Genomic DNA, 13,174 nt, shown 5'->3' with positions numbered 1-13,174 from the left:
CGACTATGATGACCGATCTTTATCAGTCCCAACGCGCCATGCGGCAGATGCGCCGGCAGGCGATGCAACGCGGTGTTGTCGCCATTCTGGACGTGGGCAGTTCGAAAATCGCCTGCCTCGTCTTGCGCTTCGACGGGACAGGGCGGTTGTCCGAGGATAACTCGATCGGCTCAATGGCGGGTCAGATTGGGTTCCGGGTTATTGGCGCGGCGACGACACGCTCGCGCGGGGTGCATTTCGGCGAGGTTACTGCGATGCAGGAAACCGAACGGGCCATCCGCACGGCGCTACAGGCGGCTCAGAAGATGGCGGATATCCGTGTCGATCATGTTATAGCCTCATTTTCCGGGGCCAACCCGCGCTCTTACGGTCTGGACGCACAGGTCGATCTGGAAGGGCAATTGGTGACCGAGGCCGAGGTCGGCCGCGTCCTGAATGCCTGTGATGTGCCGGATTATGGCGAGGGGCGCGAAGTGCTGCATGCGCAGCCTGTGAATTTCGCGCTCGATAACCGCTCCGGTCTTATCGACCCGCGCGGGCAACTTGGTCAAAGCCTGGCCGTGGATATGCATATGCTCACGGTCGACGCGGTGGCGATACAGAACATCGTGCGCTGCATCAAGCGCTGTGATCTGGAATTGGCCGGGATCGCGAATTCGGCTTATGTGTCCGGCATCTCGGCGCTGGTCGAGGATGAACAAGAGCTGGGTGCGGCCTGCATCGACATGGGCGGAGGCACCACCAGCATTTCGATCTTCATGAAGAAACACATGATCTATGCCGATTGCGTGCGCATGGGTGGCGATCACGTGACCAGCGATATTTCCATGGGCCTTGGCGTTCCCGCTGCGGTTGCCGAACGGATTAAAACTTTCAATGGCGGTGTACACGCCACCGGTGCCGATGACCGTGACCTGATCGATATCGGCGGCGACACTGGCGATTGGGAGCATGACCGCCGCACCGTCAGTCGCGCCGAGTTGATCGGCATCATGCGGCCACGCGTCGAGGAGATTCTGGAAGAGGTCCGCACACGCTTGGACGCCGCAGGTTTTGACCATCTGCCCAGCCAGCAGATCGTGCTGACCGGTGGTGGCAGCCAAATCATGGGCCTCGACGGTCTGGCCAGCCGTATTCTGGGACAACGGGTGCGTTTGGGCCGCCCGCTGCGTGTCCACGGCTTGCCGCAATCCGCGACCGGGCCGGGCTTTTCTTCGGCGGTGGGGCTTAGCCTATTTGCGGCGCATCCGCAGGACGAATGGTGGGATTTTGAAATCCCGGTCGATACCTATGCCGCGCGGCCCTTCAAGCGCGCCGTGCGCTGGTTCCGTGACAATTGGTAAAACCCTGCGCCGGATGGCACTTGGCGCGGCCTTCTGGCCAGCTGCGGCCACGGCGCAAACTCTGATCACGCCCGAGGCGTTTTTGAACGCCGTCGTCGGAAAAACCATCACGTTTCACGAAATCCGCAGCGGTTTGCTGGTGGGGACTGAGGAGTTTCTCAGCCCCAATCACTCGGTCTGGCGGATGGAGGGGCGGGGGTGTGTCTATGGGCAGATCACCACGCCAAACGGCCAGATTTGTTTTCTTTATGATGACGCGCCTAATGGCTTGCCGGTCTGCTGGTGGCCATTTCTGCATAATGATCGGCTGATGGTTCGTTTGGCCCGCTTTGTTGGCAGCGAAACGCAAGAAGTTCGCAGCATCTCAGAGGACGGCTTGAACTGCCCAAGTGTACCATTGGGCTGAAGAAATCGGTTGCAGGCAGGGCCAAATTCCCGCAAGATGTACCCAAGGCCCGACAGAGGCCCAGCGGCAGGACGTTGAGCAGTTTTCCGCGATCAAACGAGTGAACAACAAGTTAGCACACCCCCTGCAAGGCGTGTGGGTTTTTCTGTGTGTAGTGGTGCATTGTCCAATTGCCTCAATATGTCGCGGTAGCAGCGAAATGCCGCTGTTTGCTGCCTTATTTCCTCCATATTTTGTGGATTCGTGCGATTTTTCTGGTGACGTTTCCGAAATGACACAGTAAAATAATCTGTGGATAGGTCAGAAAAAACCGCATTTTGCGGCAACATATAAAACAGGCGGACAGAGCATGACATTAAATCTTTCGATGCCCGGGCACGACGAACTCAAGCCTCGGATTACCGTATTTGGCGTTGGCGGCGCTGGGGGCAACGCCGTCGACAACATGATTGAAAAACAGCTGGACGGCGTTGAATTTGTCGTCGCGAATACTGATGCTCAGGCGTTACAGCAAAGCCGCTCATCGGCGCGGGTGCAGCTGGGTGTCAAAGTCACCGAAGGGCTGGGTGCAGGTGCCCGTCCGACCGTGGGCGCGGCGGCGGCTGAAGAAAGCATCGAACAGATCGTGGATCATCTGGCTGGCGCGCATATGTGCTTTATCACAGCCGGTATGGGCGGCGGCACTGGCACTGGGGCTGCTCCGATCATCGCGCAGGCGGCACGGGAATTGGGTGTTCTGACGGTTGGCGTTGTGACCAAACCCTTCCAGTTTGAAGGGGCTAAGCGCATGCGTCAGGCCGAAGACGGCGTGGATGCCCTGCAAAAGGTTGTCGACACGCTGATCATTATCCCCAACCAGAACCTGTTCCGTCTGGCCAACGAAAAGACCACGTTCACCGAGGCGTTCTCGATGGCCGATGATGTTCTGTACCAGGGTGTCAAAGGTGTCACCGATTTGATGGTGCGCCCGGGCCTGATCAACCTCGACTTTGCTGACGTTCGCGCCGTGATGGACGAGATGGGCAAGGCGATGATGGGTACCGGCGAAGCAACCGGCGAAGATCGCGCCATTCAGGCGGCCGAGAAGGCGATTGCCAACCCGCTGCTGGACGAAATCAGCCTTAAGGGTGCCAAGGGCGTGCTGATCAACATCACTGGTGCACACGACCTGACCCTGTTCGAGCTGGACGAAGCTGCCAACCGCATCCGCGAGGAAGTGGACCCCGAGGCGAATATCATCGTCGGTTCTACCCTCGACACCGAGATGGAGGGCGGCATGCGTGTGTCCGTCGTCGCGACGGGTATCGACGCCAGCGAAAAGACCGACGATGTGCCGGTTGCGCGCCGCTCGATGTCAGCGCCATTGACCCGCACCGTTTCTGCGGAAGAGCAACCGCAAGAGCCGGTTGCCGCCGAAGCTCAAGTCGCGGAAGAGGAAAACATCGCTCCGACGCTGTTTGAATCGATCGAGGATGTTGAGTTCAACGAAGGCTGGCAAGACGAACAGCCTGCCGCCGAGCAGGATGATGACGGGCTGCCTCCGCCCGCGTATCAGCCTCAGGTCGCGCAGTTCGAGCCGCAGCCTGAGGTTGAAGAGGCCGTCGATGACTACGTCGCAGAGCGCGCCCCGACCCCCGGCACGCCTTCGCCAGAAGCGATGCAGCGGCTGCAGGCTGCCGTTCAGAAAGTGCCCTCGAACCGGCTGCGTCCGACGCCCGAAGCCCCTCGCGAACCGGCCCCACAAGCGCAGCCAGCGGCAGAAGATCGCCCGCGGTTTGGCTTCAACCGTTTGATCGACCGGATGACGGGTCACGCGACTGATACGCCTGCTCAAGCAGTGCGCCAACAGCCGGCTATGCGGTCGGTTGACGCGACGGCACCTGTTCAGGACGAGGTTGATCCGGATCAGGAGCGTATCGAAATTCCTGCCTTCCTGCGGCGTCAAGCGAACTGATCGCGGTAACAAAATCACTAATAGGGGCTGCCATCTGGCAGCCCTTTTTTGTTGAATAACAGGGCATTGGCCTCGTGTGAGCAGGGTTTTGCCGATGTGTCACATACATGTTTCATTCGGTTGCAAAGAGTGAGTTGAGCCTTGACGCCCCGTTCCTTAGGTGAGGGTGCAACACAGCCCCAGACAGGCTGGACACAATGCGCTGAGGCCAATTTTGCAACATACGCTCAAATCTTCGGTCACGTTTACGGGCGTCGGACTACATAGCGGTAAGCCTGCGACGATGGTTCTGAAACCGGCTGCTGCGGGTCATGGGATTTGGTTCAAGCGTACTGATATTGAGTTGGGCAATGCGCTGATCCCTGCGATCTATGATGTTGTTGAACGGACGCCTCTCTGCACGCGGCTGGTCAATGAGGCTGGCGTTTCGGTATCGACTGTCGAACACATCATGGCAGCACTTGCCGGATGCGGCGTGCACAACGCACTGATCGAGATTGATGGCCCCGAAGTCCCGATCATGGATGGCTCATCGGTTGCCTTCGTTCAAGGGATCATGGCTAAAGGCGTACGTCGCCAAGCGAGCCCCGTTCTGGCGTATGAGGTGCTCAAGCCGGTTTCCGTTGAACGCGAGGGCGCGAAGGCATCGATTACACCCGCCGAAGGTTTGGAGATCGAATTCCACATTGATTTCGAAGACGACGCCATTGGCAGCCAGACCAAGGTTCTGGACATGCGCAATGGCTCGTTTGCACGTGAGCTTTGCGACAGCCGCACGTTCTGCCGTCGCACCGACGTTGAAGCGATGCGCGAAAATGGATTGGCCTTGGGTGGAACGCTGGACAACGCTGTTGTCGTTCAAGGTGACGAAGTCTTGACGCCGGGTGGCTTTCGCCACGCGGACGAAGCAGTGCGCCATAAAATGCTGGACGCGTTGGGTGATCTCTATCTGGCAGGTGGCCCGATTCTGGGGCGCTTTGTTGGTGAGAAATCGGGTCACTCCATGACCAACACCCTTTTGCGCAAACTTTTTGAGACACCCGGTGCAATTCGCCCAGTGCTTTGCACCCCTGAACAGGCTGCGCGTCTGCCGGGGCAGGGCCTTGTGCGCAGCGAAATCCCGCAGGTTGCGTGATCTGATCAACTCTGGCGACATTTGCGGCATGAGTGCGGATAAGGCGTTTTGCACTGGAATTTTATGTGCTAAACCGAGGCCCGATCAGGGGTAATTCCCACGAAATAAATGACAAGGATGGGCGGAATGGTTGGCACCAAAGCGGCAGTCAGAATCGCAGGCGCGCTTCTTCTGGCAGCAACTTTGACCGCATGCGGGGATGGTGGCCTTTTTGGAAGAAAAGGGGCCGATCGCGATCAAAATCTCGAAGGTTTCACCCCCGAACAGATTTATACCAGGGGCGAGTACGAGCTGTCTCAGAATCGCTCGGACGATGCAGCTTGGTATTTTTCTGAAGTTGAACGGCTTTATCCTTATTCTGATTGGGCGAAGCGCGCGCTGATTATGCAGGCGTTCTCGTTTCACACTGACAAGAACTACGAAGAAAGCCGAGCCGCCGCGCAACGGTACATCGATTTCTATCCCACAGATGAAGATGCGGCATATGCCCAGTACCTTCTGGCGCTCAGCTACTATGACCAGATCGACGAAGTGGGGCGTGACCAGGGCTTGACCTTTCAGGCATTGCAAGCGTTGCGAACGGTGATCGAGGTCTACCCGGACAGCGAATACGCCACCTCAGCTGTATTGAAATTTGATCTCGCATTCGACCACCTGGCTGGTAAAGAGATGGAGATCGGGCGCTATTATCTGCGTCAGGATCATTTTACCGCTGCGATTAATCGATTCCGTGTCGTGGTTGAGGATTTCCAGACGACATCCCACACCGCCGAAGCGCTCTATCGTCTGATCGAGGCATATTTGGCGCTGGGTCTGGTCGACGAGGCGCAATCAGCCGGTGCGATCCTGGGCTATAACTATCAGTCTTCGGAATGGTACGATGCGGGCTATACGCTGCTGACCTCACGCGGTCTGGATCTCAAGAGCCGTGGCAACAATTGGCTCAGCACGATCTATCGCCAAACAGTCAAGGGTGAGTGGTTATAACGGCCATGGCTAAAGGCTTGGGACGCTAAAGATCCTATGCTGCGCACCCTCGATATCCGCGACATGCTGATCATCGACCGGTTGGAACTGACCTTCCAGCCGGGCCTCAACGCTTTGACGGGTGAAACCGGTGCGGGGAAATCGATCCTTTTGGATTCGCTGGGCTTTGTTCTGGGCTGGCGTGGACGTGCCGAATTGGTCCGACAGGGCGCCGCGCAGGGCGAGGTTGTGGCTGAGTTCGAACTCTCCGCAGATCACCCTGCCCATGCGGTTCTGGCCGAGGCAGGGTTGCCGGGGGGCGAGGAACTGATCCTGCGCCGGATCAATACGGCTGAGGGCCGCAAAACTGCGTGGGTCAATGATCGTCGCTGTTCGGGCGAGGTGCTGCGGGCGTTGTCCGAGACGCTAATCGAACTTCATGGCCAACATGATGACCGGGGGTTGCTGAACCCGCGCGGTCATCGTGCGATGTTGGATGCGTATGCCGGGGCAAAGGATCGGCTTGGGTCTGTCCGTGCCTCATGGTCCGAAGTGTCACGTGCCCGCAAAGCAATGGCTCAGACTGAGGCGGCACTAGAGGCCATGCGCGCCGAGGAAGAGTTCCTGCGTCACTCTGTAGGGGAACTGGATCAGCTTGATCCTCAACCAGGTGAGGACGCTGATCTCGACGCGCGGCGTCGTATGATGCAAGGGGCCGAACGCATCCGTGACGATGTGGCCCGCGCATTTTCGTTGCTTGGAGGGGACGGTGCCGAAGGCGCCATGGCCGACGCTGTGCGCTGGCTCGAAGGGGTCTCAGACAATGCGGGTGGTCAGTTGGAACAACCCATCGCGGCCTTGGGCCGAGCTTTGATTGAGCTGGGCGAGGCGCAGGACGGTGTTAATGCGTGTCTACAGGCATTGGATTTCAACCCGGCGGAACTGGAACAGACCGAAGAGCGTCTGTTTGCCATCCGCGCGCTGGCCCGAAAGCATGACGTCGCCCCGGATGATCTGGGCACATTTGCCGAAACCCTGCGTGACCGTCTGGGTCGGCTTGATGCTGGCGACGCCGATCTTTCCGACAAGCGCGCCGCTGTGGAGGCCGCGCAGGCCACATATGACAGCGCCGCCGCTGCGCTGAGCGATTTGCGCCGCTCGGCGGCTCAGGCTCTGGATAGCGCTGTGATGGCTGAACTCGCACCACTGAAAATGGAACGCGCTGTGTTCCAGACAGAAATTACTGCAGCAGAGCCCGGCCCCGAAGGCACTGATGCAGTGGCCTTTACCGTGGCGACAAACCCTGGCGCACCTTCTGGGCCGTTAAACAAGATCGCTTCAGGTGGTGAACTCAGCCGGTTCTTGCTTGCGCTCAAGGTTTGCCTGACCGGCGATGACAGTGCTCGCACAATGATCTTCGACGAGATCGATCGCGGCGTCGGCGGGGCCACTGCTGATGCGGTTGGCCGTCGTCTGGCTGCGCTGGCGCAAGGCGGACAGGTTTTGGTGGTGACGCATTCGCCACAGGTGGCCGCCCGAGCCGCGCATCATTGGCGGGTGCAGAAACAGGTGACAGGGGATCAGACCTTGTCGACGGTGATCCCGCTGGCCAAGCCTGATCGCGTAGATGAAATCGCCCGGATGGTCGCAGGCGACACCATTACCGACGAAGCCCGAGCCGCTGCCCGTGCCCTATTGGATGCATAACACGCATTCTGTGAGCATGTTGTCGTGAACCGACTTTTCTCTGACCCGTGCGTGGCTTACTAAGGGTCAGGTGATCATCCCAGCCGAGGGCCAATGACCCAATCGACCCGCACCGTGCTGCGCAATCAGCTCAACCAGGCGCTCTCGGCGCTGCGGGATGCATGGCGGGTGATGCGGCATCGTGGGCCCAGCCAAATTCAGTTCTGGTTTATCGCTTTGGTCATCGGGATCGCCGCAGGCTTTATGGCGCTTGGCTTCCGTATGGCGATCTCATCGTTGCAGGCTTATCTCTATAGCACCGAGGACATCCTGTTTCTGCATAGCCATGCCGAAAAGCTTCACTGGCTCTGGATATTCCTGACCCCCGTGGTCGGAGGATTGGTCGTCGGGGTCATCCTGCACAAGTTCACAGATGACGGCCGGGTGCGCTCGGTTGCGGATGTGATGGAAGGTTCCGCCATCACTGATGGCCGGGTCGAGAAAAAGGCCGGGATCGCTTCGTTTTTTGCCTCGCTCATCACGCTCAGTTCGGGGGGGTCCACGGGGCGGGAAGGGCCGGTTGTGCACATGGCCGGCGTCATCTCTACCTGGGTCAGCGACCGAATCCATGCTGACGGCATCACGGGACGCGACTTGCTGGGCTGTGCTGTGGCGGCCGCCGTTTCAGCCAGCTTCAATGCCCCTATCGCCGGGGCCCTTTTCGCGCTTGAGGTGGTTCTGCGCCATTTTGCGGTTCACGCGTTTGCGCCCATCGTCATCGCCTCGGTCGCGGGCACGGTGATCAACCGGCTCGCCTATGGCGACGTTACAGAATTCACATTGGACACGCCCGGTTCGCTGCAATTCTATGTCGAACTGCCCGCCTTTCTGATCCTTGGTCTGATCTGCGGTCTGGTATCGTTGCTGCTTATGCGCTCGATCTTCTTCGCTGAGGATATCGGAAATCACATCCAAAGCCGCCTATCTTTGCCGCGATGGCTTCGCCCGGGTGTCTCGGGGGCCATGCTGGGCCTGCTGGCGATCTGGTTTCCGCATATCATCGGCGTCGGGTACGAAACCACGATCCGCGCCCTGACCGGAGACTTGGTGTTGACCACCGCTATCCTGTTTGCTGTCATCAAAACCGTCGCTGTCGCGATCACCATGGGCGGACGCATGGGGGGCGGTGTGTTTTCACCAGCCTTGATGATCGGAGCGCTGACAGGGCTGGCCTTTGGCCTGATCGCTACCGGATTGCTGCCGGATGTATCAGGCACTCATACGCTCTATGCCTTTGCCGGGATGGGAGCAGTTGCAGCAGCCGTGCTGGGCGCACCGATTTCAACTACGCTGATCGTATTTGAGCTGACCGGAGATTGGCAGATCGGCCTCGCCGTGATGGTCTCGGTCTCTATGTCTACGGCGTTGGCGTCTCGTCTGGTAGATCGGTCCTTCTTCCTCACCCAGCTTGAACGCCGCAACGTGCATCTGGCGGCTGGTCCTCAGGCCTATCTGCTGGCAATGCTGCGCGCAGGTGCTGTTATGCGGCCCTTGGGTGACGCAAGGTCGATTACCAAGGACGAGGCGCAAGCCCTGATCGCGCAAGGCCTTTGCGTCAAGGCCAGCGCGACGCTTGAGGCTGCAATGCCCTATTTCGACCGCGATGATATTCCCTGTATTCCGGTGGTGATCATCGACAAGGACGGTTGCGAAAACCCGGTTGGCGCGCTGTATCACATTGATGCGCTCAAGGCCTATAACCGCGCACTGGCTGCGACGGCGGCCGAGGAGCATTCCTGATCAACCGTCATAGACGCTGGCGGCATCGCCCAGATAATTATCCCATGCAAACCAATATGAGATATGTCCGGCCACGCGCGGCAGTTGTGTACCATCCGGGGATATCAGCGCCGCTTCGGTCACGCGCCACGTGTTGCCTGCCTCATCCAGCAGACCACCGTCCGTTGTTGCGCGGAACTGGTGCGTTCCGCGCTCATAGGCCCGCACGCTGCGTTTATTCGGGTCACCCATCAGCATCAATGCACGCCCGCCAATCGCGTCATTGATAACCGGCTTGCTCTTGAACGCCTCCAGCGGCCATGCGCGCGCTGCACCGAACTGACGCACGGCAAATACATAGTCCTTCTGCCGATGCTGTCGTTGATCAACCAATGCTGGGAACATCAACTCGGGCGACGCAAAATATTCGCGATACACAACGCCCGAGCCATAGTTCCGCCGATGCCCGGTGCTCAGCGACAGGACTTTGGTGTTGGGATGTGAGGCCCTCCAATTATCCCAGCGTGTAATAACCACTGGCCGCTGCTTCAACTCGATCCCGCTATCGACCAGCGGGCCAACAACCGGTTTGCCAGTGTATTGGTTCCACAGCGAATGGGTCTCACGGTCGAACATCAGCTTGTTTGAGCGGTAAAGGAATCCTGAAGAGCCAAAGACCAGAGGCTTCGGCAAACCTTCGACTTTGGTTTCGAACAGAATGCCCGACCCGCAGAGCGTACAGTAAGCCAATGCAACCGGAACGCCCCCGATCACTTCGTTGAACATCTCGTGCCAGCCCATGATCCGCAGGGGATAAGCCCGGACGTCGCCATTGATCGAAACGCCAAAGACGAGATCATCGTCCTTCATGTAATCGGCGCGCTTTGCCGAAATGAGCTTGGGGTTATCCAAAGATGGTATGCCGTCTTTGACGACCCCGCCCCATGAGATCTCTTCCAGCCGGATCTTCATCTTTTCGGGTTGCAGGTATTCCGGTCGCAGAAACAGTTCGAAATTTTCGTCAATCCCAAGCAAAACCTCGCGTTTGAACGGAATGAGTGAGTGATGAGGTTTGATCTGGGGGTTTGCTTCTTGCCAGAGCATCCATTCGAACCAGTCGGTGCCGTGGGTCTCACCCGTCAGCGCCTCCATGACCACAGCGATATCGCGTTCTCGTCGACTAAACCGCATGGCAGTCAAAAGCGCGGGCACAACGTCCGGATTGCCGCGCTGTGTCAGGAACGCCATCCCGGCCTCAAACTCAGCCTGCCGTCCGAACACGGTGGAGCGCACGGCCTCAAATACAGGGTCTTCTTGCGCCCAAAGCGTTGAAGGCAGAGTGATCCCGGCCCCCAACAGGCTTGCAAAGCTGCGGCGTGTGATCGACATGGCGTCCTCCGGTTAGGTCCAGGCGCAGTTTGCCCGCAAAGCCGATCACACACACGAAACACCCGCGTGAGCGTGTTGTAACCTTGTTGTCTATTGCAGGGCATCTCGACATCACTGCCACCTGCGATCATGATAAACCGATGCTAGTGTGGACCTTGGCGCACTTGATGAAATCCGCCACAGGCTCGTGAATGAAGAAGGAATAATCGATGCAGGATCATGGCTATGAGGCGGGGCGATTGAATCTACCCTTTGTGGGTATTTCGACCTTTGCGAAATCGCCTTATGTAGCGGATTGGGATCAGATCGAAGCTGATATCGCCGTTCTCGGCGCGCCATTTGATTTCGGGACCCAATGGCGGCCAGGTGCGCGGTTTGGACCACGCGCGGTGCGCGAGGCGTCGACCCTGTTCAGTTTCGGTCATGCCGGGGCCTACGACCACGAAGATGATGCGACTTATCTGGACGGCTCGGTGCGGATGGTTGATCTAGGCGATGCGGATATTATTCATACCAAGACCGAAGAGAGCCACGCCAACATCGCATTTGGGGTAGGCAAAATCCTGCAAGCAGGCGCATTGCCTGTGACCATCGGCGGGGATCATTCGATCAACATTCCTTGCATCAATGCCTTTGCCGAAAATTGCGCGAAGAACGGGCCTATCCACGTGGTGCAGATCGACGCGCATCTTGATTTTGTCGATGAACGCCACGGAGTCACAGCCGGGCACGGCAACCCGATGCGGCGCGCGATCGAGAAAGACTATGTCTCAGGAATGACGCAGCTGGGCATTCGAAATGTCTCATCCACCGCGAAGGAAGGGTACGAAGACGCCCGTGCACGCGGCTCGGATATCCTATCGGTGCGACAGGTTCGCAAATTGGGGGCTGAGGCGGTTTTGGCGCGAATTCCAGAAGGCGCGCGGTACTATGTGACCATTGACATCGATGCGTTTTGCCCGTCGATCGCTTCGGGCACGGGCACGCCCAGCCATGGGGGTTTCCTCTATTATGATGTGCTGGAAATCCTGCAGGGACTGGTCAAACGCGGTGATGTTGCGGGCATCGATTTGGTCGAGGTCGCGCCTGCTTATGATCCGACCGAGAGCACCCAGATATTGGCCGCGCAGCTTCTTCTGAATTTTCTGGGCTTTATCTTTCACGAACGCGCCCAGCGATAAAAGTTGGGGCCAACGGCCCCACCACTTATATATTTAGGCACCAATGATATTGTGGCCGGGACCGTAAGGGAAGCCGGTGATGTTCTCGGCTCCATCTTCACCAACCACAAGAATGTCATGCTCACGATAGCCGCCTGCACCGGGCTGACCCTCGGGGATCCAGAGCATTGGTTCGATTGAGACGACCATACCGGGCTCCAAAACTGTATCGATGTCCTCGCGCAGCTCCAGACCAGCCTCGCGCCCGTAATAGTGACTGAGGATGCCGAATGAGTGACCGTATCCGAACGAGCGATATTGCAGCAGGCCCTCATCAGCGAAGAAACGGTTGATCTCAGCCGTGATGCCCGAGCATGTTGCGCCGGGCTTGATCAGGCTCAGGCCCAGCTCATGGGCCGCCACGTTGGCTTTCCACAAGCGCAGGCTGTCGGCGTCGGGCTCGCCCAGGAACAGAGTACGCTCCAGCGCGGTGTAATAGCCCGAGATCATCGGGAAGGTGTTCAGCGACAGGATATCGCCCTTTTGCAGCGCCCGTTTGGTCACCGGGTTATGGGCACCATCTGTGTTGAGGCCGGACTGGAACCAAACCCATGTGTCGCGATATTCGGCATCGGGGTAGGCGCGGGCGATTTCCTCTTCCATCGCATCGCGACCAGCCATGGCAATTTCAATCTCGGTCGCGCCTTCGCGAATCGCCGCGTGGATGGCTGCGCCGCCGACATCTGCGGTGCGCGCGCCACCTTTGATCAATTCGATCTCTTCTGCTGATTTAACCATGCGGGCGAACATTGTGTCAGGCGCGATGTCGATCAGTTCTGGCGACCCAAGCATATCAAGCGCCGTATTGCGGGCAGCGAGGGTCATGTGGTCGCCTTCGATACCGATCCGTTTCGCGCCACCGATCAGGTTCGCCACGGCACGCCAGTAATTGTCGCGCTTCCAGTCGGTATAGATCACGTTATCTTCAACCGAGCGCCGCCACGGCTGGCCCGCATCGATATTGGCCGAGACGGTGGTGCAGGCATCCTGCGTTACTACGCAGCCATAGGGCCGGCCAAAAGAGCAGTACAGAAAGCCAGAATAATAGGCGATGTTCTGCATCGAGGTCAGCAGGACAGCGGGGATGTCATGTTTGGCCATGATGGCGCGCAACGCGCCAAGGCGGCGATCATATTCACCCTTGCTGAATATCAAGAGGGCCTTATCGCCGTTGTGGCAGGTGAAAAATTCGGGGCGTTTTGTTGTGTCTGTCATCACAAGGTCTCTCATATATGCCGGGCGACAAACCCGGCCACTTGTCCCGGCGTTCAGGACAGGCGGTCTCGGGTTTCGAGA

The 13,174-nt window shown here is 58.4% G+C and carries 10 protein-coding genes; 8 read left to right on the top strand and 2 right to left on the bottom strand.

The genetic code is table 11. The annotated features are described in order from the left end of the window. Positions 1-8: 8 nt before the first annotated feature. From ftsA to ACR0B3_RS07215, 7 genes are all read left to right on the top strand, one after another. A complete protein-coding gene (ftsA, locus tag ACR0B3_RS07245) occupies positions 9-1,343 on the top strand; it encodes a cell division protein FtsA (protein WP_480808812.1) in 1,335 nt (444 codons plus the stop codon). Next, a complete protein-coding gene (locus ACR0B3_RS07240; protein ID WP_480808475.1) occupies positions 1,330-1,749 on the top strand; it encodes a hypothetical protein in 420 nt (139 codons plus the stop codon). The genes ftsA and ACR0B3_RS07240 overlap by 14 nt, the downstream gene beginning before the upstream one ends. Positions 1,750-2,098: 349 nt before the next feature. Beyond that, entirely contained in the window at positions 2,099-3,703 is a 1,605-nt protein-coding gene (gene ftsZ, locus ACR0B3_RS07235) for a cell division protein FtsZ (protein ID WP_480808474.1), read from the top strand. A 214-nt stretch (positions 3,704-3,917) separates the two neighbouring features. After that, positions 3,918-4,838 (top strand): UDP-3-O-acyl-N-acetylglucosamine deacetylase, encoded by a 921-nt coding sequence (gene lpxC / locus ACR0B3_RS07230; protein ID WP_480808473.1) that lies wholly within the window; start codon positions 3,918-3,920, stop codon positions 4,836-4,838. Positions 4,839-4,964: 126 nt separating this feature from the next. Beyond that, on the top strand, positions 4,965-5,825 hold the full coding sequence (locus tag ACR0B3_RS07225) for an outer membrane protein assembly factor BamD (RefSeq protein ID WP_170683197.1): 861 nt from the start codon (positions 4,965-4,967) through the stop codon (positions 5,823-5,825). Positions 5,826-5,861: 36 nt separating this feature from the next. Next, on the top strand, positions 5,862-7,511 hold the full coding sequence (recN, locus tag ACR0B3_RS07220; protein WP_480808472.1) for a DNA repair protein RecN: 1,650 nt from the start codon (positions 5,862-5,864) through the stop codon (positions 7,509-7,511). A gap of 93 nt (positions 7,512-7,604) precedes the next feature. Then, on the top strand, positions 7,605-9,290 hold the full coding sequence (locus ACR0B3_RS07215) for a chloride channel protein (RefSeq protein WP_480808471.1): 1,686 nt from the start codon (positions 7,605-7,607) through the stop codon (positions 9,288-9,290). On the opposite strand, the gene ACR0B3_RS07210 is transcribed toward ACR0B3_RS07215, so the two are convergent. Beyond that, positions 9,291-10,658: a DUF3179 domain-containing protein gene (locus ACR0B3_RS07210; protein ID WP_480808470.1), complete on the bottom strand. Its 1,368-nt coding sequence runs from the start codon at positions 10,656-10,658 to the stop codon at positions 9,291-9,293. A 209-nt stretch (positions 10,659-10,867) separates the two neighbouring features. Here ACR0B3_RS07210 and speB point away from each other — a divergent pair, with 209 nt between their 5' ends. Continuing rightward, positions 10,868-11,839: an agmatinase gene (speB, locus tag ACR0B3_RS07205; protein WP_480808469.1), complete on the top strand. Its 972-nt coding sequence runs from the start codon at positions 10,868-10,870 to the stop codon at positions 11,837-11,839. 33 nt (positions 11,840-11,872) lie between these two features. Here speB and ACR0B3_RS07200 read toward each other — a convergent pair whose 3' ends face one another. Then, positions 11,873-13,093 carry an aminopeptidase P family protein gene (locus ACR0B3_RS07200; protein ID WP_480808468.1) on the bottom strand — a complete coding sequence of 407 codons (1,221 nt, stop codon included), beginning with the start codon at positions 13,091-13,093 and terminating at the stop codon, positions 11,873-11,875. Between the last annotated feature and the right edge of the window lie 81 nt (positions 13,094-13,174).

This window comes from Ruegeria sp. CE9, assembly GCF_056537425.1.
This window is presented reverse-complemented; position numbering and strand designations above follow the sequence as displayed.